General features: G+C 38.2%; 26 protein-coding genes, 1 pseudogene and 1 riboswitch. Of the genes and pseudogenes, 7 read left to right on the top strand and 20 right to left on the bottom strand.

What is annotated here, in order from left to right; genetic code table 11:
* Nucleotides 1-282: 282 nt before the first annotated feature.
* Nucleotides 283-409 (top strand): annotated as a pseudogene (locus BW961_RS31085) (NADPH-dependent oxidoreductase); the annotation flags it as partial.
* Between the two features lie 188 nt (nucleotides 410-597).
* Here BW961_RS31085 and BW961_RS05200 read toward each other — a convergent pair.
* The 7 genes from BW961_RS05200 to BW961_RS05170 all read right to left on the bottom strand — a co-directional run bounded on the left by BW961_RS05200 (nucleotide 598) and on the right by BW961_RS05170 (nucleotide 5,890).
* On the bottom strand, nucleotides 598-1,164 hold the full coding sequence (locus tag BW961_RS05200) for an NADPH-dependent FMN reductase (protein ID WP_068581601.1): 567 nt from the start codon (nucleotides 1,162-1,164) through the stop codon (nucleotides 598-600).
* 12 nt (nucleotides 1,165-1,176) lie between these two features.
* Nucleotides 1,177-2,235 (bottom strand): LLM class flavin-dependent oxidoreductase, encoded by a 1,059-nt coding sequence (locus BW961_RS05195; protein WP_068581599.1) that lies wholly within the window; start codon nucleotides 2,233-2,235, stop codon nucleotides 1,177-1,179.
* Nucleotides 2,236-2,255: 20 nt separating this feature from the next.
* Entirely contained in the window at nucleotides 2,256-3,197 is a 942-nt protein-coding gene (locus BW961_RS05190) for a ring-cleaving dioxygenase (protein WP_068581596.1), read from the bottom strand.
* A 54-nt stretch (nucleotides 3,198-3,251) separates the two neighbouring features.
* Nucleotides 3,252-3,695, bottom strand: a complete 444-nt coding sequence (locus BW961_RS05185) for a MarR family winged helix-turn-helix transcriptional regulator (RefSeq protein ID WP_068581594.1) — start codon at nucleotides 3,693-3,695, stop codon at nucleotides 3,252-3,254.
* 349 nt (nucleotides 3,696-4,044) lie between these two features.
* Complete coding sequence (locus tag BW961_RS05180; protein WP_068581591.1) at nucleotides 4,045-4,269, bottom strand: hypothetical protein; 225 nt, start codon at nucleotides 4,267-4,269, stop codon at nucleotides 4,045-4,047.
* On the bottom strand, nucleotides 4,266-4,592 hold the full coding sequence (locus tag BW961_RS05175; protein WP_068581586.1) for a YbjQ family protein: 327 nt from the start codon (nucleotides 4,590-4,592) through the stop codon (nucleotides 4,266-4,268). Before BW961_RS05175 ends, BW961_RS05180 begins: the two co-directional genes overlap by 4 nt.
* A 53-nt stretch (nucleotides 4,593-4,645) precedes the next feature.
* Entirely contained in the window at nucleotides 4,646-5,890 is a 1,245-nt protein-coding gene (locus BW961_RS05170; protein WP_068581583.1) for an MDR family MFS transporter, read from the bottom strand.
* A 264-nt stretch (nucleotides 5,891-6,154) separates the two neighbouring features.
* Between BW961_RS05170 and BW961_RS32115 the strand changes: the two genes are divergently transcribed.
* On the top strand, nucleotides 6,155-6,820 hold the full coding sequence (locus BW961_RS32115; protein ID WP_068581582.1) for a transmembrane-type terpene cyclase: 666 nt from the start codon (nucleotides 6,155-6,157) through the stop codon (nucleotides 6,818-6,820).
* A gap of 107 nt (nucleotides 6,821-6,927) precedes the next feature.
* Here the strand turns inward: BW961_RS32115 and BW961_RS05160 are convergent, their stop codons facing one another.
* Nucleotides 6,928-8,184, bottom strand: a complete 1,257-nt coding sequence (locus BW961_RS05160) for an Nramp family divalent metal transporter (RefSeq protein ID WP_280175184.1) — start codon at nucleotides 8,182-8,184, stop codon at nucleotides 6,928-6,930.
* Nucleotides 8,185-8,530: 346 nt separating this feature from the next.
* On the opposite strand from BW961_RS05160, the gene sleB reads away from it, so the two are divergent.
* The gene (sleB, locus tag BW961_RS05155; protein ID WP_244555885.1) at nucleotides 8,531-9,124 is read left to right on the top strand and encodes a spore cortex-lytic enzyme; all 594 of its coding nucleotides are present in this window, start codon (nucleotides 8,531-8,533) and stop codon (nucleotides 9,122-9,124) included.
* Between the two features lie 150 nt (nucleotides 9,125-9,274).
* On the opposite strand, the gene BW961_RS05150 is transcribed toward sleB, so the two are convergent.
* The 8 genes from BW961_RS05150 to BW961_RS05115 form a co-directional block, all read right to left on the bottom strand.
* Nucleotides 9,275-9,538, bottom strand: coding sequence for a helix-turn-helix domain-containing protein (locus BW961_RS05150; protein ID WP_068581575.1), 264 nt, complete (start codon nucleotides 9,536-9,538; stop codon nucleotides 9,275-9,277).
* Nucleotides 9,539-9,553: 15 nt separating this feature from the next.
* Nucleotides 9,554-10,534 (bottom strand): hypothetical protein, encoded by a 981-nt coding sequence (locus BW961_RS05145; protein WP_068581570.1) that lies wholly within the window; start codon nucleotides 10,532-10,534, stop codon nucleotides 9,554-9,556.
* Nucleotides 10,535-10,780: 246 nt separating this feature from the next.
* Nucleotides 10,781-11,662, bottom strand: coding sequence for a GNAT family N-acetyltransferase (locus tag BW961_RS05140; RefSeq protein WP_068581567.1), 882 nt, complete (start codon nucleotides 11,660-11,662; stop codon nucleotides 10,781-10,783).
* 22 nt (nucleotides 11,663-11,684) lie between these two features.
* Complete coding sequence (locus tag BW961_RS31860; protein WP_068581564.1) at nucleotides 11,685-11,975, bottom strand: TIGR04104 family putative zinc finger protein; 291 nt, start codon at nucleotides 11,973-11,975, stop codon at nucleotides 11,685-11,687.
* A gap of 93 nt (nucleotides 11,976-12,068) precedes the next feature.
* Complete coding sequence (locus BW961_RS05130; protein ID WP_244555875.1) at nucleotides 12,069-12,611, bottom strand: GNAT family N-acetyltransferase; 543 nt, start codon at nucleotides 12,609-12,611, stop codon at nucleotides 12,069-12,071.
* A 19-nt stretch (nucleotides 12,612-12,630) separates the two neighbouring features.
* Nucleotides 12,631-13,173, bottom strand: coding sequence for a GNAT family N-acetyltransferase (locus BW961_RS05125; RefSeq protein ID WP_068581561.1), 543 nt, complete (start codon nucleotides 13,171-13,173; stop codon nucleotides 12,631-12,633).
* A 193-nt stretch (nucleotides 13,174-13,366) separates the two neighbouring features.
* The gene (locus BW961_RS05120; RefSeq protein WP_068581559.1) at nucleotides 13,367-13,918 is read right to left on the bottom strand and encodes a GNAT family N-acetyltransferase; all 552 of its coding nucleotides are present in this window, start codon (nucleotides 13,916-13,918) and stop codon (nucleotides 13,367-13,369) included.
* Between the two features lie 106 nt (nucleotides 13,919-14,024).
* Nucleotides 14,025-14,609 carry a DUF4269 domain-containing protein gene (locus tag BW961_RS05115; protein WP_068581555.1) on the bottom strand — a complete coding sequence of 195 codons (585 nt, stop codon included), beginning with the start codon at nucleotides 14,607-14,609 and terminating at the stop codon, nucleotides 14,025-14,027.
* Nucleotides 14,610-14,889: 280 nt separating this feature from the next.
* Here BW961_RS05115 and BW961_RS05110 point away from each other — a divergent pair, with 280 nt between their 5' ends.
* On the top strand, nucleotides 14,890-15,714 hold the full coding sequence (locus tag BW961_RS05110) for a MerR family transcriptional regulator (RefSeq protein ID WP_068581552.1): 825 nt from the start codon (nucleotides 14,890-14,892) through the stop codon (nucleotides 15,712-15,714).
* 133 nt (nucleotides 15,715-15,847) lie between these two features.
* Nucleotides 15,848-16,813 carry a serine hydrolase domain-containing protein gene (locus BW961_RS05105; protein ID WP_394327598.1) on the top strand — a complete coding sequence of 322 codons (966 nt, stop codon included), beginning with the start codon at nucleotides 15,848-15,850 and terminating at the stop codon, nucleotides 16,811-16,813.
* A gap of 134 nt (nucleotides 16,814-16,947) precedes the next feature.
* On the opposite strand, the gene BW961_RS05100 is transcribed toward BW961_RS05105, so the two are convergent.
* From BW961_RS05100 to BW961_RS05090, 3 genes are read right to left on the bottom strand one after another with little or no spacing between them, the layout of a single operon-like run.
* A complete protein-coding gene (locus tag BW961_RS05100) occupies nucleotides 16,948-17,475 on the bottom strand; it encodes a GrpB family protein (RefSeq protein WP_068581546.1) in 528 nt (175 codons plus the stop codon).
* Between the two features lie 50 nt (nucleotides 17,476-17,525).
* The gene (locus tag BW961_RS05095) at nucleotides 17,526-18,008 is read right to left on the bottom strand and encodes a GNAT family N-acetyltransferase (RefSeq protein WP_068581543.1); all 483 of its coding nucleotides are present in this window, start codon (nucleotides 18,006-18,008) and stop codon (nucleotides 17,526-17,528) included.
* A gap of 13 nt (nucleotides 18,009-18,021) precedes the next feature.
* Complete coding sequence (locus BW961_RS05090; protein ID WP_068581944.1) at nucleotides 18,022-18,606, bottom strand: DJ-1/PfpI family protein; 585 nt, start codon at nucleotides 18,604-18,606, stop codon at nucleotides 18,022-18,024.
* Between the two features lie 60 nt (nucleotides 18,607-18,666).
* Nucleotides 18,667-18,745: riboswitch (ZMP/ZTP riboswitch) on the bottom strand.
* A 165-nt stretch (nucleotides 18,746-18,910) separates the two neighbouring features.
* Between BW961_RS05090 and BW961_RS05085 the strand changes: the two genes are divergently transcribed.
* Together BW961_RS05085 and BW961_RS05080 are read left to right on the top strand one after the other, a co-directional pair.
* The gene (locus BW961_RS05085) at nucleotides 18,911-19,270 is read left to right on the top strand and encodes a BlaI/MecI/CopY family transcriptional regulator (protein WP_068581540.1); all 360 of its coding nucleotides are present in this window, start codon (nucleotides 18,911-18,913) and stop codon (nucleotides 19,268-19,270) included.
* Nucleotides 19,267-20,769 carry a M56 family metallopeptidase gene (locus BW961_RS05080; RefSeq protein ID WP_068581538.1) on the top strand — a complete coding sequence of 501 codons (1,503 nt, stop codon included), beginning with the start codon at nucleotides 19,267-19,269 and terminating at the stop codon, nucleotides 20,767-20,769. The genes BW961_RS05085 and BW961_RS05080 overlap by 4 nt, the downstream gene beginning before the upstream one ends.
* Here BW961_RS05080 and BW961_RS05075 read toward each other — a convergent pair.
* Complete coding sequence (locus tag BW961_RS05075; protein WP_068581535.1) at nucleotides 20,735-21,520, bottom strand: SDR family oxidoreductase; 786 nt, start codon at nucleotides 21,518-21,520, stop codon at nucleotides 20,735-20,737. The genes BW961_RS05080 and BW961_RS05075 overlap by 35 nt on opposite strands.
* Between the last annotated feature and the right edge of the window lie 108 nt (nucleotides 21,521-21,628).

Raw genomic sequence — 21,628 nt, 5'->3', positions numbered from 1 at the left:
TGGAAAACGATATCCAATTGCGGTTTTGAAATATATAAGGTTTTTACTACTTGATATTATTTAAAATTGTAATCAAAGCCCTTGACAAATTCAAAAGAAAGATAGTGGGGTTTGTCCCCTACACACTAGGGACATATCTAATTAGAACAGCGGTAGCATTCTTCAAGAGGTAATGAATTATTCATATCAAGGGTATAGATTATAATGAGATGATGTAATCATTCTATTAAAATGATCTACTTTCTGTTAGATTGCGAACAATTCAATTACTGAAAATTAAAGATTGGTATTATCATAGAAAGTACTCGTCAAGGTCGTGTAAGTCCGCAAGTGGGAGAAAGGGTAAACCGTATCGCTGATAACGTGGAGATGCTAATAAGGAATCGTAGATATCGCAGATTTTAAGCTTTAGCTTTTAGGAGAAGTGTTTCTTTATGAAATCTTTCCTTCCGAATTTCATAGAATCAAAAAAACAAACGGCTAATTGAACCTAAAAAATAGATTCAACTTGCCGTTTGTTATTTGAAGCACTGCTGTCACGAGTATCGCAGTAGTGCCTTCGATTTAGGTTTCTTTTATCCAATTTTTGATCTTCAGTTAAAAGTCATATTCCGTATCTTTCGCTTTACGAATACCTGCGTATGCTTCCACTAATAACACTGTATCTTCCACTAAACGCTCCATACGGAAAAGTACATCATCATTGATAATTTCTTTTCTATGGAAATCCTTCTCTTCGATAAATACGTACTTTGGTACGATATGTGCCTTCATATAGGCTAAAATGGGTTTTAGCTGCTGTTCCACCATTAAGTAATGTCTCGTTGTTCCAGCGGTAACAAGCATACTCACGACTTTATCTCGGAAAGCGTTAACAGGCAATAAATCGAATATATTCTTTAATGTCGCTGGGATAGAGGCTTGAAAAGTTGGAGTACCGATAATAATAGCATCTGCCGCCATGATGGTTTTCGTTACAACCTTAGTATCCCCTTCATATTCCATATAATTACGTCCATCACTAAACACCACGTTATATTCAGCAAGATCTAGTAATGTAATCTCTGCATCAGGATATTTCTCACGAGCTATATTCAAGGTATAATCTATCGCTGTTCTTGTTTTAGACCCTACAATAGAACCTGCAATGGCAACAATCTTCATCCTACTCACTCCTTATTTCTTCGCTGTATGTTTCTTAATCGCAGGCATAATTTCTGTTGCAATCAACTCAATGTTTTTAGCAATCTTATCAAACGGCACACCACCGAAATCAATTTGAGCCATAAAGCGTTGTTGACCATACAATTCATATTGGTAAAGCATTTTCTCGATCATTTGTTGCGGACTACCGATCATTAACGCATCACGATAATCTGTAGATTGTGCAAATTGTTGTTTGGGATAACCGCCACCACGTAATGCCTGCATACCATAATTGATATGAGGATAGTACTCACGAAGTGCATCCTGAGAATTTGCTGCTGTATAAAATAAACTTGTTGTCGCAACCGGAAGCGTTGCTGGATCAAATCCCCGCTTAGCCGCGGTCTCACGATACGCATCAACGGATCCCTTGAAATTGATAGCAGGACCTCCAAGCGTTGTCAGCATCATGGGTACTCCTGCATAACCAGCCTTAATCGCACTAGAAGGTGGACCACCGACTGCACGCCAAATTGGCAATTGACCCGTTAGCGGTTGCGGCAAGATGGTAGCATTGTTCAACGGTGCGCGGAATTGACCATTCCAAGTTACTGATTTCTCGTTATTCAACTTCAACAGAAGTTCCATCTTTTCTTCAAACAATTCTTCATAATCATGTACATCATATCCAAGTAAACTATATGCCCCTACGCGTGAACCACGCCCAGCAACAATTTCAGCTCGACCATTAGAGATCAAATCAATTGTTGCGAAATCTTCGTACACACGAACAGGATCAGATGTACTTAACACGGTTGCCGAACTTGCAATTTTGATATTCTTTGTGGCTTGTGCAATAGCTCCTAAAATGACCGTATGTGCTTGTGTTGTGAAATCTTCTTGATGACTTTCACCTACTGCAAATACATCAAGACCTGCCTCATCCGCTAACTTACTTGCCTCAATTAATTCTTGGATACGTTGTTCAGGACTAATCTTTGTTCCTGTATGTGGATTAGCTAAATAGTCTCCTATCGAATATAAGCCGAATTCAAGCCCTTTACTTGCATCAATACGATATTTCTCCATGTTTACTCTCTCCTTTTGGTTTAATCAAGTGGTGTTAGATTCGCTTCTATTTCAGCACGTCGTTCTTCTAGAAATGGTGGTAGATCTAGTCCAATACCAAGCGCTTCGATGCTTGAGTCTTTGGTGAACCCTGGCCCATCGGTTGCAATTTCAAATAAAATACCGTTAGATTCACGGAAGTACAAGCTTTGGAAGTAATAACGATCTATAATCCCCGATGAGTGGAAGCCACGTTTCTTAACGACCTGATCCCAATAACGTAACTCCGCTTCGTTCTGAACTCGAATGGCTAAATGATGAATACTACCTCTTCCAGGTTTCTCACTAGCTCCTTCTTGTTGCTTGATGACAATCTCTCCAAATGACTTCCCTGCAACAGATTGATAAATCGCTTCATCAGCAGATCGGGATACTTCTATATAACCAAACATGTCCGTTAATGTTGTGGCTAAGCGATCTAAGTGACGTACCATTATTTCAATTGGGCCCATTCCTATGATTCGATGCTGTTGCGGGACAACGGATTCTTCCCATGATGACCAATCTTCTGGAACTTCTTCGCCATTATTATTTATCAAGATCATTCGCAATCCTTCTGAGTCTTCAAAGTGTAAAGCATCTCTGCCCGCATAACTTGTAATTTCACCTTGCTGTACAGCGAATGATTCAAAACGTTCTTTCCAAAATACTAGACTTTCAAATGACGGAACAAGTAAGCCAATTTGTGTGATTGCATTCGTGCCACGAACCGTACTTCCTGCATTGATCATTTCAAAAAAAGACAATTCCGTTCCTGCACTACCGCTTAAATCTCCGTAGAATAAGTGATACATCTTAGGATCATCTTGATTCACCGTCTTTTTCACTCTGCGTAGTCCTAGTATGGTTTGATAAAATTGATTATTGATTTGAGCGTCTTTGGTAATCATTGAAATATGATGATGTCCTGGAATAGTATACATTTTTCAATTCCTCCCTCTTCTAGCTTGACTAATCAATTGATATTGTAAAAAAAATTACTCAGGCGGTAATTCTTTCTTTTGGCTATGTTTATGAACACGTGTCATCAATGTGTATAGTGTTGTTTGTTCTTCTTCATTCAATACATCATCAAAAAATGAAGTCTGAAATGCAAGTTGTTCAGGCATCGCCTGCTCTAAAATAGAAACAGCTTTCGCTGTGAGGCTAATCGTCTTTGTCTTCCAATCTTGCTTACGAACGATATACCCTTCGTTCTCGAGACGTACGAGCATACGCGAAATACCTCCTTGCGTAACGGTCACTTTCTCAGCTAATTCCATTTGCGTTAGCGGCTGATAGATGCTTATTTGCATGAGTACATCAAATTGAGCAGTCGTTAAATCAAATCGTTTCAGAAAATCATTCGACATCTGGTTACTTTGGTTCGTAAAACGCATTAAACGTAACCAGATTAACGATCCTAACGTATTATTACGCATTTCGTTTCCCCCCATCGCTAACCTTAATGTCACTTTACTACGCAAGTGAATAAAAAGCAAGGGGAAATGCTCATGAATCAAATTAATGCAACCGACTTTTATTCGAAACTCGAGTAATAATCTACCGTTTCATTGAATCAAATCCGGTTGCACAACTTACATGTGACGACTTACTTCATCATGAATGTAGGCATATATTATACTTTTCAAAACACGGAATTTATATGGGTGTAAAATGCGTGATTTTGTCGAAATAGACTGCTTTAATTTTCATCGAAACTCAATAGAAAAAAGGAGCTACCACATAGGAAGCTCCCCCGCTATCATTTCTATCAGATCTGTTGTTACTTTATTCACGGATATAAATTCGCTCTCCCGTATCCGGGTTGTAATAAACTCGTTGCTTCTCATGCGTAACGGGATCTACGTTAACTTCCTCCGTACGGATAAACCCATTGGGAATAACCTCAGACTTTCTTTTTTTATAGCGTTTGTCATAGAAAAGCACAGATAAGATAATGATCACCACAACGATAACCAACTGAACGCCATAATAGCCAAGAATCCAACTCATTCTTTGTCTTTTTCAACCACTACGGCGGTGCCGTATGCTACAATTTCGCCCATCGTATTTCCAATTTCTCCTGAATCAAAGCGGACCATCACAATGGCGTTCGCCCCCATGGCCTGAGCATTTTGTACTAAGCGGTCCATCGATTCTTTCCGAAGATCTTCTAGCAATGAAGTGAACTGTTTGATTTCGCCTCCTACTAAACCTTTGAATGCTGCTTTGATGTCAGCACCAAGGCCTCGACTCCTAACAATCAGTCCAAAGCACATCCCTTTGACTTCTTTGACTTTATATCCCGGAATGTTTTCGGTCGTAACGACGATCATATGTATACTCCACCTTTCGATTTTTTCTATATAATAACACATTCACTCTGAAATTAATTACAAGCTTTATTGCTTGTTAGTTGAAAAAGTTTTACGTACAGAACAGCACTTATCAGTGTAACTAGAAAAATGAAGCCAAACACCCCTATAGGGGCAAGCCAAGAAGAAAGAAAAATCGTCAGTGGGGCAATTAATCGGCCCATCGTATATTGTAGGTTAGATGCTCCGATATACTGCCCTCTTGCATGCACAGGTGCATACTCACTAACAAAGCTCTGAGTCACCGGGGAGCGGGATAGTTCCCCAATTGTAAATATAAAAGTGAATATAAATAATAACCATACGTTGGTGGTTAATCCGACTAAAAACATGCCTAACCCGAACAATATCGAGGAAGTAATAAATATATTTCGGTCACTCCAATGTTCGAACCACTTCGTCACAGGAATGACTAACAGAACAAACATTAGACCGTTTAAGCCAAGCATCCATCCGAAAATCTCCGTATTACTAAGAGTGAAAGACCAATTCTTGAACGCAAGCAATGTCTGAGCAGGTACGTATTCTATGACATACGTTGCAAGATACATATCGAGCTGCATGAATGCAATAGTGACCAGAATACCTGCCACAATATAGAGAGCAAAGACTTTATCCCGTAATATTACCCCGTAGTTATGCCATTGCTCCTTAAATACCATGCTCATTGTATATGTTTCTTGCGACAGCTTTGACGTCTTAGGTACTGTCTCCCGAATCTTCCATAAGATCACCAGGGAATACAGCAACGTGACGATTGTACAGATCCACAGAAGTTCTGTTCGATAATGAATGAAGAAAATGGACCCAAGTAACGGTCCAAATACGGCACCTATATTCTTACCGGTTACAAAAGTAGCGAATACCATTCTCCTATCCTTCTCAGGTGTAATGTCAGCAACCATCGCTGAACTCGCAGGTGAGTAAATCGATCCGCCAAGCCCAACTCCGATATATGCGAAATAATCAAGCCAGTGTGACGAAGACAGGGCGAATAACCCAAACATAGCTGCTTGCATGAATGATCCTAACAACATAGCGGGACGACGACCTAGGCGGTCAGATATATAACCTCCGAACAAGCCCCCTATAATCCCTATAAGTGGTGGCACAGTCATTAACAGGCTGGCTACGGTTTTTCCAAATGCATCACTAAAGAATAAGATCATGAAAGGGAAATACATCCAGAAAAGCATGTTAAACAGCGTTTCCCCCATCAGCCTGATTTTCAAATTAAGATCCCATTTAAGCCAGCGCAACTAGGTAGTCCTCCTGTTTATTATTTTCAAGCTACTACTTCCCACGAACAAGCTTCATCCGCTCTGTGATTAAAACCATATAATGGGAGGGTTTCTAATATACCATACTTATCACATCTTACAAGAATCTTATGATCTGAAATTACATCCAACGCCCTTTGCGCGGTATGGTCTATTAAGATTGCTTGTTTCATATACATAGACAGGCTATTTTAAATACGCTTATCGGCCAATTATTTTTGAAAAGGATGTGAGTTTCACGATATGATTATGGAGCACCTATTACCGCAGAAATTAGAATTTCTTCTGATGTTTGGGATTTCTCTATTTTGGACTATTGCCTATGTACTCATTATTTATAAAGGGTTTAAGAATCAAACTTACGGCGTGCCCTTTGCCGCTATATGTTTAAATATTTCTTGGGAATTTCTATTAACTTTTATACTTCCATTTCATCCACTTCAGCAAATTATTACTTTAGTATGGTTTCTATTAGACTGTATCATCTTACTCCAATACCTCTACTATTCCACAAAAATATTACCAAAACGGACGCTTTATCTTTCTGTCTTTTCCTTAATTATCATAGCTTTTCTGGTGCAGTATGGCATGGCAATCGAATTTCACGATACGATGTCTCTTTATTCGGCCTTTGGTATTAATCTAGTCATGTCCATATTCTTCATTAAAATGCTACTGACCAAAGAGCTACAAGGTCAATCCATATCTATCGCTTTCTTCAAAATGATTGGAACGCTTTGTGCTTCCATTCTCAGCTATTCATTTTTCCCGCAATCCGTGTTATTGACGATATTGTATATTCTGATCTTTATAGTGGACGCAGTGTATATCCTATTGATCCATAACAAATCAATCACAACCGTTCATAGGTCGCCTATCTATAGGAGTATCAAAAAGGTTGATCTATAATAAATATCAGATCAACGCAGACCACGTATATCAAAATCCCTCACCTCTTTCGAATAAGAGGTAAGGGATTTTTGTGTATAGCGATCTATGTTTAGTACATCCGTAAGTTAAATGAACATCTCTACGATTAGGAATAAGTTCAACGAGACAACAATGGCTGCAATGATCCAGGCCACTACTTTAGTGAAAGAATGATTGGCCAAATCCCCCATTAACTTTTTATTATTTGTAAATATAATGAGTGGAATCAAGGCAAAAGCAATACCAAATGATAGTACAACTTGGCTCATAACTAGGGCTTTCGTAGCGTCGACACCGCTCCATATGATGACAAGAGGAGGTATCGTCGTAATGGCTCTGCGTAGATATAAATTAATACGTTTGTTGATAAAGCCCTGCATTACCACATCTCCTGCCATCGTTCCTACAGAAGCGCTAGCCAGACCCGCAATAAGTAGACTAAGTCCGAACAGGATGGCCGCAGAAGGGCCAATTAATTGTCCGAACTGATTAAAGGCTACCTCTAGATCCTCTACAACTAGACCATTTTTGAAAAATAATGCGGCAGCGATAACCACCATAGCCAGATTAACAGCTCCAGCTATTGCCATAGCAATGACAATATCGAATAATTCCATTTTATAAATACGTTTCTTCTCACGCGGATTTCGTCCAACAATTCTATTTTGTGTGAGAGATGAATGAAGGTAAATGGCATGAGGCATGACCGTCGCGCCAAGAATTCCAGCAGCTAGTAAAATACTGTCTACCCCTTGAAACTTAGGTGTAACCATACCTAAAGCAACAGCACCGATATCAGGCTTAGCAAGGATGACTTGAAAGGCAAAGGCTAATGCAACAATGAGGATCATGGCACTAATCCCTGCTTCAAATGTACGGACGCCTCGGCGTTGTAACTCCAGAATAGCAAACGAGCCTACGGCTGTAATAAAAGCTGCTAGCAGCATAGGAATGTCAAACAATAAGTAAAGTCCTAATGACGCTCCTATAAATTCTGCTAAGTCCGTTGCAATGATCACTATTTCACTCTGGATCCATAGAAATAAGGACACTTTCTTCGGGAAGCGTTCACGCGCAACTTCGGGAAGGTTCTTTCCAGTGGCAATTCCTAGTTTGGCTGATAAAGATTGAATTAATACCGCCATTAAATTGGAGAAGACGATGACCCATAACAAAAGATAGCCATATCGCGAACCCGCAGTAATATTGGTGGCAAAGTTACCTGGATCTAGATAGGCAACAGAAGCTATAAAAGCAGGACCTAAGAATGGAAGCAGTTTGGATATGCCTTTTCCCTTCATTATGGTCTCAGTATTCAGTCTATCCCTTTGCTTTTGGATTATGGATTGATTTTCACGTTGAATGTTTATTTGTTCAGACATAGTTGCTCCTCCGAAATTAGTTTGACATGATACAAATATGTTTACCCAAGGCAACTTTTATCTAATTGTATTCCTATTCATTTAAATTGTAAATACCTAATACTCAATATTACTTTTCGCTCTCATTCAATCTTGTGGTCTATATTCTACTTTGGTGCATGGCGTGGTAATGGGAATTATTAAATGACCCTCCAATAACTGACTGTTGTCTCATTGTATGAGTGAATCTATAATATTTGGAGAATAGGAGGCTACTATGATTAGAACAAAATTATTTACAATGTTGCTTCTTTTGGGTCTTATAAGCATGGCTTCTACGATGAATTCAGCAAGTGCAGCACCCGTATTGAATTCAGGGAGTTCTTCAGGAGACGTATGGGATCTGCAATATCGATTGAAAACACATGGTTTCTATACTCAGGAATTAGATGGGAAGTATGGTGCACACACTAAATCAGCTGTGTATGGTTTTCAAAAGGAATATGGATTGAGCGCAGATGGAATCACTGGTTCTAGAACTTGGAGTGTGTTGAAAAAACACTCTTTAAATATCAATGAAATGGATATTATGGCTAGAACGATATACTCCGAATCTCGCGGGGAATCTTATACTGGACAAGTGGCTGTTGGTGCTGTTGTCATGAACCGCATACAATCTAACCAATTTCCAAATACCATTAAAGGTGTCGTATTTGAAAAGGGAGCTTTTACAGCCGTTGATGATGGGCAGTACTGGCTTACTCCAAACCGAACCGCTTATTTAGCTGCATTAGATGCCGTTCGTGGATGGGACCCAAGCAAGAATTCGCTCTATTATTTCAATCCAGATACAGCTACCAGTGCTTGGATCTGGACACGCCCTCAAAATTTAAAAATTGGGAAACATATATTTGCGAGTTAATTTTTATTGGAATACCTTGAAACACAAATAACCGGCCAACCTTAGGTTGCCGGTTATTTCTTATGCTGCCACAACTTTTTTAATGTGACTAAACTTCAGTCATTAGGATCATAACCCGAACTATTATCTGCCTCCGTAATCTAATAATACTCATTTATCCATTTCGAGAGTTTCTTTAATTTGTGGGATAGATAATCCGTTTGATTTCAATTCTTTAATTAAAAGAATACGTGCAACGGTTGTCTGTCTTTTAAACTTTCGTGTCAGATTCTCTTCCGCCTGTTCAAAAGATAGCATACCTTCTTCTGTGTAAAACTTCAGTGTACTATAGCGAGATTCCGTTAGCCGTACTAGTTCTCCTATAGATACGAACTCAGAGGCTAATATAGTCTCCATGGAACGTTGTCTAGACATAATTCCACGACTCCTTTAACTTGGGTGTATCGGGAGAAGACGTACACCATGAATGGGCACTCTCCCGTATGTGGCATATGGAATCGCTTCATATACAGTATTATCTATTTTAATTATTGGAATCGTGCCATCCCCTAAGACCTTAACCGCATGGCCCATGGACTCTAACCGCATCCTCACATCGTGTAATCTTTTCGTTGAATTAGAAAACATCGCCTCCGTATCAATGAACACCGATTGCGAACGTTCAAGGATTGGAAATAGAAAATTCAAACCGCTGCCCACAGGTGTTTTGACTGCCACTTTTTTCATGCGGAGGAATTGTTTTATCGCTAACTCGATTCCGCGATGGATTCGAATTCTATACAATGCCTTGCCCAGTGGATTAGCTTGATGTAACCGATACATTCTTGCACTCACCTGTTCTAACTCATTCCTCGAAAAAAAATCATGCATACATCCGCTTTCACGAAGAAGCCAAAGCATACAAATTGTCTCATCTGTTACCGTGCCATCTTCCAGAATCTCTGCTCGAATATGCTCTGTGATTATTGTATATTCCTGAATGTGGCTACGGTATCCTTTGATCTCAACACCTGCAGAATGGAAGTACAGGTCACACCCTAGAATATGGGGAATTTCCTCTAGTAAACTCATTTCCTTTAGAGTATCGGATATAGCGTGTTCAAACTCTATTAGTTTTCTTTTGGATAACAAGGAAGCTTGTTTCAGCCATCCACTAAGATCACCTATTGTGTGACCTAAAGGTTGTAGAATCGTTTCTCGGTAACGTATTGAATGAGAATGGTTAAGTACATCTTTCTTCAAAACTAATTTATTCTTGTCTTGTGTAAAACCGCTGTCTAAATACACCTCTAAAATAACCGCTACTGCCATGCAACGAAGAGCTACTTTCTTTGCGTTAGTCATCTCAAGACTTCTCTGCGCATTTAGCGCAATCATTGTAAATTGTTGTGTTAAAGTTAGATCCGGCATAGTAATCCTCCCCTATTACACGTCTACTGAAGTGTTCTTATGTTTACATTGTATGAGGTATAATTTAGTTCCTACTTACTACTTATCACTTACTACTTAATATGAATTGTTTGTTAATGTTTGTCAATAATTTACTTGTCAATTTATAATTGTTTGAACAAAAAAGGACAACGACTTCATTGTCATTGTCCTTTTTGCTATACTTTGCGACATTTCCAGAGAAATATATAGCCCTGCGGTGGAATATCAGATGTTATGCCAATAGAACGTATAATGTGAATGCTGATGGAATCCTAAAGATTTGTAGAAAGAATTATCAGATATAACGTAAGCCTTCTTTGCACCTAAGGAGTAGCTTCTCTTTAAGCCTTCCAATACCACCGCATGGCCAAGTCCCTTACCCCGATACTCCGGAATTGTACATACAGGTTCAACATACGCATAATCAGTGTTCTGACTAAACCAAACACCGCAATATGCAACATACTCCCCCTCTTCATTTTCTGCAGCTATATGTAGGGAGGAATTCAAATTCGTTGCTGCCAGCATTGTCTTTTGCTTATTAAGCGTAGTTTCATCAACAGGCACCTGTCCTTCGTTCTCAAACCCCTTCCATAGCACATTCTGATGCCTATACAAGTCCTTTTTTATATCAATATTGTTTACTGTTATACCTTCAGGAGTTATATAATCAAGACTCACATTCTCGAGTGTAAATTCAAGTATGTTTTCAGTCTGATCATTCTTCACAAATCCCCTATTTTGTAATAAGTCTAACGTGTATGTATCCGTATCGTTCACCGCAATCCCAAGGCCATTATCATTACTGAAAGTAGCAATGGCATATTCTAATAACTCTTTGTCTAATTCTCCAAAACCTGTTTTTGTTGCAAAAAATGCTTCGCCAAAATAGTGATCAAAGGTTGCTATACCTACTAAATCGTCATTACAATACCACAATCCAATGGTATCCATTAAGTCACGATTAAATTCAGGATGGAAAAACATCCACTCCCACCTAGACCAATTCCAATGTATATGTTTTCGGTCATCTTGTGATAATTTGATCAGAAAATCAGTCACTTCATCATAACAAGAAATATCAAAATTCCTGAAATCAATTTTCATTTGGAACCTCCATCAGTAATAACTATTCTTTAAATTTAATGAAATATGGAGAAATTGCTAATATTGTGATTACCCAAGCAGCGAACCATAATAAGGCTACAGCAAATAACGGAGGGTCTGGGAAAATATATTGAACCATGACTATAGGAAAGGCTATTATCGAAGTAGATATTAAGAATTTAGAAAATAAGGTGATCTTATGATCCCTTCCACAGTAATTACAGGAGACAATTTTCCATTTAAACTGACCTACAATGGAGCTCAATACTTGTGTGTACTTAAACTCTTTCTTACAATTCAAACAACTTTGCATGTTTGTCTCCTTTGATCTTAGTAATGACTATTATTATGTGGAAGAACATATCCATATCGCGATTCCCAAAAAAACTCATGTTACAAAAATACTTTAATACAATTCTTTCACTAAATATATCAGCAGATTATCATCAACCATCACGGGTTGGCCTGGTTGTACTTGATTATTCATATATGTCATTCCTTTCCCGTCCATCACATACCCTCGCTTACCATACATTTGTTGTGCGTTACCATAATCTTGGTATAACCCAACACCCAAACCTATATATCTAGATTTATTTGAAGCAATTCGTTCTAATTCATCAAATATTCTACTAGCAATCTTCTTTCTTCTATACTCAGGGAATACATTCAAGTCATTAATTTCGGGTATATTATCATTACGGAAGTATGGGTATTGTGAATTGTAAAGAATATGACAGCATCCTGCTAACGAATCCTCGTAGAACGCCATTAATGTTATTCGTATCCCTTCATGATTCTCTTCTAAGCATTTATGAAAATAGTCACCTTGACTATACCATCTATAACGCTGTGAGAATTCATGATTTAATATATCAGCTTCAGCTATATTTGATAGTTGTTTTAATGTTATGCTGTCCTTCATTTTTACTCTTCCTCTCGATTGCATGGAGAATCCCCCCCCAGGATCACCTCCGAAATATCGGAAATTCTAATTGCATATCCCTCGGGTCACTGTCATATAATTGCTTATTTATTTCTACTGCCTCTTTACAGCCAATCGCATAATAAAAAGCAATGGTCTCCTCAGCAGAACCTGCACAAATATATATTTTATCCGCTTGCCAAGCTTGTGCTATTTCTACTATTTTCAAAAATAACGTTCTACCTATCCCTTTACTCCTATGTTCTAATGTGATAAATAACTGGTCTAATAAAACGTAATTATGCTTCTCACCAAAGAACTCTACATTTAACGTCGCAAAAGCTATTAACTTGTTATCGCTATCAAAAGCACCAATCGCATGGCCGCCACTTAATATTGTTTCTTTCAAATTATTGAAATGGTGCTCGTAACCATTAGCCCAATCGGAATCTAGATAATCAATTTTCACTAACTGACGCTTTCCGTTGACTTCTCTCCATGCATTTTTTATGTATTGTGATGGATTGATATCATTTATTCGTTCACAATCTTCTACTGCTAATTGCCTATATATCACATTTAACATTCATTTCCTCCGACTACTCATTGTATATAGAACTACATAAGTTTAACACCGTTGATAATTAATTATTAGGGAAAATATAACTTTAGTTAAACTATCCCTAATTGATAAAAAGTTCCCCTCCAGAAAAAGATATTAGATTTTGCAGGACTAGACCCAGCTAACTGTTCACGAATGAGGAACTTAATAATCCTGTTTACTCCGCCAATTTCTGTTCATACTCCTCTTTCAATATACTCATTTGAATGATATCCCAATACTTACCTTGTCTAAATAACTTCTTTCGTGATCTGCCCTCTTCTATGAACCCGCATTTTAAATAGCATTTATAAGCTCTTACATTATATTCATAGACATCCAGTTCCAATCGGTTGAGATTCAAAGTATTAAATACAAATTCCTTTAATAATTCAATTGCCTCTTTGCCATAACCCTTCCCTAAATAATCAGCCTTACCAATCACTATACCTAGACCCGCGGATCTATTCTTCCAATCTATTTTGTGTAAATCAATTTGTCCTATATATTCAAGTTCATCAGGAGTCGCGATAATAAAACCCTTAACACTTAATTCCCCTTCAATCATATCTTTTAAGAAAGATTCAGTATCATGTGTGGTTTGAGGATATATAAAAATATCATGTAGATTATTCGTTATTTCAAAGTTATTAACCCATTCACGCATGTGAGGTAAATCTTCCATTCGATATTCTCTCAGTACAATTCGATCCGATTTAAGATGTGGCATATTAATTCTCCTTTTAACTTTAATTATGAAATGCCTTGCCTCGCTTGTTATGGCAGTTTTTTTAAATATATTTAATAGTTAATTTCTTATACAAGATTGCACTGGTTTAATCTGACGTGTTTGATTCTTCCCACAAATCTCTTATTTCTTCATCTGTCCAATTGTAGATTTCCAATAGTCTTAAATAAGGATCACCTTCTAGCTTTAAGACCTTGGCGAATGCAGGTTCAGTCTTAAGTCCTTCTATTTTTAATTGTATTATTTGGTCGTTAAAATGCTTCCCGTATATCCTTAGCATTCGATCTTCTATTACCATATGTCTAAATCCATTTTGCTGACGCGTTGGTTGCTCTTGTCCAAAAATCTCAATTGGCCAACCTTCAATTACAAAGTTAACTTTTATTCTTTCCATATCATTTACTACTCTTCTTGTTATCGAGAAATCAAAATAGTCTTTAAATTGCTCTTCCATCTGTCTTTCAAAGTCATTGAAACCCTTCACTTCACAAATGATATCTAAGTCACTGCCCATAATGTTAACTCCTATAGGTACAGTACCTACCAATATGGGGTCATAGTCTCGAAGTATTTCAAATAATCTATATTTATTAAACAACTGATACACTTCAGCTTGTATTCGATTACCCGTTTTCAGATATTCTAAATTTAGCCAATGACTTTTGATGATCATTCCCCCTAGCTTCATATGTCGCGTAACGTTCGCGCATTCGACAAGTCCCGCCCTTAGATAGCTTTTATCTTAGGTCGGGTTCGTGTTTCATGTTGTCGGAGTTATCTTCTATGATTATACACCTAACAACCTAGGACCGAATGGGCTTTGCATAAATTTGTTGATGTAATTTTCTTTGCTATTGACTTTGCCCTTAGGGTAAGGTGGATAGTATAGATGAACATAGTTACGTTGTTTAAAGCATTTATTTTGTATATAAATATGAATGGAGGGTTACCCCTTGCTATCGATTGGAGAATTCTCAAAGATTTGCGAAGTATCTACAAAGACACTTCGATATTATGCTGAAATAGGATTAATAAATCCTGATGAGATTAATCCTGAGAACGGTTATAGGTATTATTCTATCGGCCAACTCAAAAAGATGCTCTTTATCAACCGTTTGAAGACTTATCATTTCTCTCTGGAAGAAATCAAAGCCATTCTAGCATTGGAAGAGGATCAATTAGAAGAGAAGCTTTGTTCTGTCCTTAATCGCAAGATAAGGGACATACAAGATAAGTTAGATGCTTTTGAATATACTCAACAACAAATGAGTAATGATATTTCGAATTTAGAGAAAGGAATACCCATCATGTCATACCTTGACCATATAGAAGTGCAGCTAGTTGAAACCCAGCCAATGAATATCCTTTACATTCGTCAGATGTTAAGTGGTGATGACTATGCTTTAGGTTATGGACAATATTTTAGCAGGTTATATGAAAAGATTGCTACTGAAAATCTCACCCTGCTTGGTACGCCAATGACTATTTATCACAGCCTTGAATACAATCCCACAGGCAATGATACAGAGTTTGCCCTCAATGTAGAGGAGATTGTAAAGGGAACAAGAGATTTGCCTGGAGGTCTATGTGCGAAGTCGGTTGTACAAGGTTCATATTCAGATTTGACATCAGTATATGCAAGACTGAGAGAATGGGTAGAACATGAAGGATATGCATTGGTGAAATCACCTTATGAAGTGTATCTAACCGACCCCAATCAAGCCCGTATTCCTGAGGATATTGTTACCGAGGTGTATTTTCCTGTAAAGAAAAAATAGTAGTAAGAGCTGACTGACATTTCCCTTAACAATCGCTAAACAAAACATAAAGATCTTTTAGGAGGTATTTATATTGTTGAAAAGAAACTGGCCAACGACAGAATGGCAAGCCTTAGACCCGGCAACCTTGGGAATGGACGCTGAAAATCTTTCAGAGCTTGATCCTGTAATAACATCCGAGTATAGCAATATAAACGGTATTGTTATTGCGAGAAATGGATATATTGCTTATGAAAAATATTATCACGGCTATAGTCAGAATGCTACGCACCATGTAACATCTGTAACGAAAAGCATCATATCTACTCTCATTGGTATTGCCATAGATGCAAAATATATAAAAAGCGTAGATCAGAAGGTACTAGATTTCTTCCCCGAATATGTTCACGATGCAGCTGATAGAAAGAAACAAGATATCACCATTCGCCACCTTCTCACAATGACGGCTCCCTATTCATTTGAGGACTGGCAAGAACCGCTGGACAAGATGTGTATGCAAGCTGACTGGATAAAGTATACGTTGGATATGTTAGGCCAAAAAGGAACTATCGGAACTTTTAAATATTCCACCGCAGGAGCGCACCTGCTATCGGCCATCATCACGCGTAGCACAGGAAAAAGTGCCCGTGAGTATGCGAACGATAACTTATTTAAACCTATTGGCATGAAAGAAATCCCGGATTATGAAATGACATCATTTGGGTTTGATGATCTATTCGGGAGCAATGTAAAAGGATGGGTTAACGATCCAAACAGAATCTCTACAGGAGGATGGGGACTAACGCTACGTCCACGTGATATGGCACGTTTTGGTTTGCTTTATCTGAATAGTGGCATTTGGGACAATAATCAGATTATTTCCAAGACATGGATTGACGAATCAACAGCGATGAACCCTAATAATTACGGTTATCTATGGTGGTTACGCGAAGAGGACGACGGGGTATTTGCATACTCAGCACTAGGCGATGGTGGTAATGTCATTTGTTGCATGCCAGAGTTAGACCTAGTCGTAGCCATTACATCAGAATTCAGCATGAATCCTAGTGATCGATGGACACTAATTAAAGAACATATTATTCCGGCTGTCATAGACTAAGCTTATTTCCAACAAGTAACCGTTACTCTTCGAGACTTACAGATAACTTTTGGTATCTAGGACCCTGCCTTAGATAATTCTTATCTTTGGTAGGGTCCTGCTGTCTGAGTCTACCTTCATAATCTTCCTGAGGCCTATTCATTCATGACTGTATTTACAAAATGAGTTTTCCCTTCAGTATATGCAATACGATTATCTTTAAATTTCTCCGCAAGTTCTCGCTTTAATACTGAGTAGCTAGTTACTAAATCAGGTCGTTTTCTTAAAATATTTCTAAATACGATGTGCTTCATTAATGCATCACTTTCTTTATTGCAGACATAAAGATGATGTTCCTGTTTGGGATTCATCTCGTTGTTATAAGGAACTTTATCATCCATTCTAGAAAAGGCTTCCCTGTTCTTAATCCCTAAATCACCTTCATGTAAGTAGCCTATTTCACTTAACTTCTCAATTACTTTCGGAAGTAACAGCATAGATTCAATTACGATATCAATATCTATAATCGGTTTAGCTGCTAATCCAGGTACAGATGTGCTTCCAATATGCTCTATGTTTGAAGCCAATTCTCCTAAATTGTATCTTAAAATATCCTGTAATTCATTAAACATGATAGGCCATTCCTCATTATAATTTTCAATAATCACTGGTCTAGAACCCATCCTGAACAACCCTCCGAAAATTTCTGATAATTATATGAAAATACAATAGCTTAATAAGCAATTGTTTTGGTAAATGTAACTCTATGGTATCCTTTCTGAAAGAAATCATTTTCATGATTAACCATGTCGAAGCCTATATTGCGATAAAAGTTCATAGTATCTTCATTACCGACATGACCTAATGTATATAGAATAACCATCTTCTCGTTAACCTTTTTTATTTCGTTACAAATCGTGTTGATTAAAACCTTACCAATACCTTGTCGCTGACAGTCGTTTTTCACAGCTACACCAACTATTTCATAAAGGTCTTCTTCGTCATTAAAGATATATCCAGCATGACCAACAATATGATCACTCTCGTTATACGCTACATAAAACTGACTTTTTATATTATCAATTGAAGAACTAAGAAAGCTACTCCAACGTATGGGATATTTATCTATAATGAAGTTTGGGAATTGAAGCGGATGTTCCTTCATTATATTTACTACTTCTTGTTGGTCATGGAGTGCAAATAATCGAATATTCATATTTTAATCCCCCCTATATTTTTATGTTTTTTCCTGTCTGATAGTAAGGGTAATCCATTTTGGTTTGGATTTTTTGTACGACTTCGACATTAGTTAAGTATTCAACTATAAATAGACCGAGATCAATAGAAGAAGAGACACCACCACCTGTAAATATAGTTCCATCCCTTACTATTCTAGTATTAACTACTTCCGAGCAGTAGGGTGCAAGTAGCTCATATGCAGATGGATTTGTGGTAGCTTTTTTACCACTTAAAAATCCAGATGCCCCTAAAAGTAGTGCTCCCGTGCATACAGAAACTTTATATTTTACGTCTTTAGCGGTCTGTAACCATAACAAAAACTCCTCATCATTTCGTAATTGTCTTGTCGTCATACCACCTGGGACAAATATCAGATCATATTGGGAAAGATCTACGCAAACATTTTTTGTTTTAATTATCATCCCACGATCATCGATAATTTCCTCTTGTATGCCACAAAAATCCCATGATACATTCTCTACAGCATTTAAGATTCCAAGCCAAGTTATAGCTTCAGTAAAACCAGTTAAATCAAGTGTTGTCATTCCATCAAATAAAATAAACGCCATCTTCATAACCCGAACACCTGCCTTTATGTATTTTATAAAACAAAAAAGCACTTGATCATAGATCAAATACTTTGCCCAGGCGTACGGCTTGTTATCTGTGTCTCCCTCATGGTTTTCCATGTTTACGCCAGTTACACACAGTATTACTTTAAATACAATCATACAAATAAATCCCAATATTTTCAATATATTTAAAATTAGTTGAATGTGTCACCTGATTCTGTATCCAACACTTGACACACAAGGTTTATTACAATAAACTCTTTTCCATAAGGTTTACTACGATAAACTCATCAAGGAGGAGATCAGAATAGAACCGTACAAATTGTTCGATGCTGAATACAAATTTGCATGCCTGATTTGGGATAATGAACCCATTAATTCTACAGATCTTGTGAAGCTAAGCCAGGCAAAGCTTGGCTGGAAGAAGTCCACGACCTATACCGTTCTAAGAAAGCTGTGTGAGAGGGGAATCCTTAGAAACGATGAGGCAACGGTCACTGCCATTGTAAAAAAAACAGATGCTCAGAAATACGAAAGTCAGACGGTTGTTGAAAAAGCCTTCAGTGGGTCTTTGCCGCAATTCTTAACTGCTTTTCTGGGTGGAAAGAAACTTTCTGAGGATGAAGCTGAAGAATTGAAGAGGATTATTGAGGAGGCGACCAGATGATGGACCTGTTTCTTATTATTCTTAATATGAGCATTACGGCAAGCTACGTCACACTTGCAGTTATCATGGCGAGGTTTCTTTTGAGGTGCGCTCCTAAAATATTCTCCTATATCCTATGGTCAGCCGTACTCATCAGACTGGTCATCCCTGTTAGTTTCACTACAAACTTCAGTCTATTACGATTTGTGCAGCCCCATGTCCAAGCGGGTACAGGTCTCATGGAGTTTGTGCCACGGGATATTGGGATGCTGAAATACCCTATTGTGGACGCTGGGGTTAGTAAAATAAGTCATTTGATAAATTCATCCCTTCCTGGTGCTACCACAATAGCAAGTGTGAACCCTATGCAGATCATCCTGTGGTTGGGAAGTATAATCTGGATAACCGGTGTAGCCATTCTTCTTCTTTACAGCATCATTTCGTACTTGAAAATACTGACTAAAGTCCGAACAGCAACCCTCGTCAAAGATCATGTTTATGAGACTGACCAGATTTCCACACCCTTTGTTTGCGGTTTTCTGAAACCGAAAATATATATCCCTACCGGTATAAGCGAGCATGAGCTGTCTTACATTTTACTACATGAGCAAACACATATCTTGAGACGAGATTACCTTATAAAACCTTTTGCATTTATGATAGTTATCCTCCATTGGTTTAATCCGATGATGTGGCTATCCTATTCGCTCATGAGTAAAGATATGGAAATGTCCTGCGATGAGCGTGTCGTTAACAAGATGGGCGACCAGATTAAAGGAAGCTACTCAACAACTTTACTTTCTCTTTCAGTAAGCAGAAGTGGGTTACGGTCGGGAAGTCCACTTGCCTTTGGAGAGAGTCATGTTAAGGAAAGAATTAAGAATATTCTCTCGTATCGTCAACCCTCTTCTTGGATGGTCGCAAGTTCTATGCTCGTTATAGCAGCATTGATTGTAGGATGTACATCCAATCCTACGCCGTTACAGCCATCATTGCAGCAGCCATCGCAGTCAACCTATTCCGGATATAATATAGATAAGCTTATGAAGAACAAAACACTATATGTGGGTAATCATGTCAAGGTAGGCGGTCTCTTTAGTGGAATGGCCATCCCGGTCGGTTTAGAGGCTAATGGGTTGGCACTTCAAACGAATGCTATACCATATGGAGCGACCATCAATTATATAATGACTGACTCTACTGATGTGTCAAAAGAGGGGGCAATAAGCGGCGAATCTTTTTATCGTAATTCCATTCTTCTCTTAAGCCTGATTGATAACGTCGATAGTATAACCTATTCAATTGCTGACAACACGGGTCAATATGACGGCGCAACGTATAGCTTTACGTTCACAAGAGAACAGGTCTACAAGCTACTTGGAGAGGATGTCCGGCATTATGCTACAGATGCAACAAGCCTGAGGAAACTGATCGATCGTTTAGACAGTCTAACGTTTAATGAAACAAGTAACACCACTTCATATACTAACCTCTCTGAAATCCACCCTCTGAATGGATGATCTGTCCAGTTACCCAATCAGATTCGTCACTTGCAAGAAAAGCAATTAATCTTGCTGCATCGTGTGGCATTCCAATTCTACCCGTTGGAGATTTAGTCAAAATATGATCCTTTACGTCGTCATCCATCCATCCCGTATCCGTTGGTCCCGGATTCACCGCATTGACCGTAATTCCTTTCCCGGCTAATTCAGCCGACAAGGTTAACGTGAAAGCATCAATAGCTCCTTTAGTAGTCGCATAGGCAATATTACCAGCCATCGGTCCTAGGGATTGACCAGAAGTTAAATTAATAATTCTCCCACCTCTTGCACTGTTAAACCTTCTAGCAAACTCTGCACTTAATAACATGGTTCCACGAATATTGACTTGGTAATGTCTATCAAGTACTTCAGCAGTTAATGTATCGTAGCCTACATCAATGGAATAGGTCGCATTGTTGATTAAGATCGATGGCTTCCCTAATTCTTTTTCCACTGAATCTAATAACTTAGCAGGTGCTAATGTTTCAGAAAGATCTAATTCCAGTCTCTCACACCGCACACCGTATTCTGTAATATTAGCTTGTAACACTTGAGGTTCATTGGGGCTGATTCCCCAAGACATTTCATTATCATAGGGAGTCCAATATGTAAAATATATATCCATCCCTTTACTCGCCAACGCTTTACATATTCCTGCCCCAATGCCGTTAAGACGAGACGCACCAGTTACTATGGCTATTCTTCTTTCTAAAGATATATCTTGCTCCATACGATTACTTCTCCTTTCTATGGTTCCGAGCCTATAATACGTATTTCTATCCTAAACCTGCATTAATAAGAGCTAACGTTCCCCATCCAACTACAAAACCACCGTCTT

It is taken from the genome of Paenibacillus macquariensis (assembly GCF_900156375.1).
GTDB lineage: Bacteria > Bacillota > Bacilli > Paenibacillales > Paenibacillaceae > Paenibacillus_AQ > Paenibacillus_AQ macquariensis.
This window is presented reverse-complemented; position numbering and strand designations above follow the sequence as displayed.

Excerpts from the sequence above, each read along its gene's own strand:
- BW961_RS05200 (WP_068581601.1), bottom strand. The coding sequence starts at position 1,164 with ATGAAGATTGTTGCCATTGCAGGTTCTATTGTAGGGTCTAAAACAAGA.
- BW961_RS05195 (WP_068581599.1), bottom strand. The coding sequence starts at position 2,235 with ATGGAGAAATATCGTATTGATGCAAGTAAAGGGCTTGAATTCGGCTTA.
- BW961_RS05190 (WP_068581596.1), bottom strand. The coding sequence starts at position 3,197 with ATGTATACTATTCCAGGACATCATCATATTTCAATGATTACCAAAGAC.
- BW961_RS05185 (WP_068581594.1), bottom strand. The coding sequence starts at position 3,695 with ATGCGTAATAATACGTTAGGATCGTTAATCTGGTTACGTTTAATGCGT.
- BW961_RS05180 (WP_068581591.1), bottom strand. The coding sequence starts at position 4,269 with ATGAGTTGGATTCTTGGCTATTATGGCGTTCAGTTGGTTATCGTTGTG.
- BW961_RS05175 (WP_068581586.1), bottom strand. The coding sequence starts at position 4,592 with ATGATCGTCGTTACGACCGAAAACATTCCGGGATATAAAGTCAAAGAA.
- BW961_RS32115 (WP_068581582.1), top strand. The coding sequence starts at position 6,155 with ATGATTATGGAGCACCTATTACCGCAGAAATTAGAATTTCTTCTGATG.
- sleB (WP_244555885.1), top strand. The coding sequence starts at position 8,531 with ATGGCTTCTACGATGAATTCAGCAAGTGCAGCACCCGTATTGAATTCA.
- BW961_RS05150 (WP_068581575.1), bottom strand. The coding sequence starts at position 9,538 with ATGTCTAGACAACGTTCCATGGAGACTATATTAGCCTCTGAGTTCGTA.
- BW961_RS05145 (WP_068581570.1), bottom strand. The coding sequence starts at position 10,534 with ATGCCGGATCTAACTTTAACACAACAATTTACAATGATTGCGCTAAAT.
- BW961_RS05140 (WP_068581567.1), bottom strand. The coding sequence starts at position 11,662 with ATGAAAATTGATTTCAGGAATTTTGATATTTCTTGTTATGATGAAGTG.
- BW961_RS31860 (WP_068581564.1), bottom strand. The coding sequence starts at position 11,975 with ATGCAAAGTTGTTTGAATTGTAAGAAAGAGTTTAAGTACACACAAGTA.
- BW961_RS05130 (WP_244555875.1), bottom strand. The coding sequence starts at position 12,611 with ATGCAATCGAGAGGAAGAGTAAAAATGAAGGACAGCATAACATTAAAA.
- BW961_RS05125 (WP_068581561.1), bottom strand. The coding sequence starts at position 13,173 with ATGTTAAATGTGATATATAGGCAATTAGCAGTAGAAGATTGTGAACGA.
- BW961_RS05120 (WP_068581559.1), bottom strand. The coding sequence starts at position 13,918 with ATGCCACATCTTAAATCGGATCGAATTGTACTGAGAGAATATCGAATG.
- BW961_RS05115 (WP_068581555.1), bottom strand. The coding sequence starts at position 14,609 with ATGATCATCAAAAGTCATTGGCTAAATTTAGAATATCTGAAAACGGGT.
- BW961_RS05105 (WP_394327598.1), top strand. The coding sequence starts at position 15,848 with ATGGACGCTGAAAATCTTTCAGAGCTTGATCCTGTAATAACATCCGAG.
- BW961_RS05100 (WP_068581546.1), bottom strand. The coding sequence starts at position 17,475 with ATGGGTTCTAGACCAGTGATTATTGAAAATTATAATGAGGAATGGCCT.
- BW961_RS05095 (WP_068581543.1), bottom strand. The coding sequence starts at position 18,008 with ATGAATATTCGATTATTTGCACTCCATGACCAACAAGAAGTAGTAAAT.
- BW961_RS05090 (WP_068581944.1), bottom strand. The coding sequence starts at position 18,606 with ATGAAGATGGCGTTTATTTTATTTGATGGAATGACAACACTTGATTTA.
- BW961_RS05080 (WP_068581538.1), top strand. The coding sequence starts at position 19,267 with ATGATGGACCTGTTTCTTATTATTCTTAATATGAGCATTACGGCAAGC.
- BW961_RS05075 (WP_068581535.1), bottom strand. The coding sequence starts at position 21,520 with ATGGAGCAAGATATATCTTTAGAAAGAAGAATAGCCATAGTAACTGGT.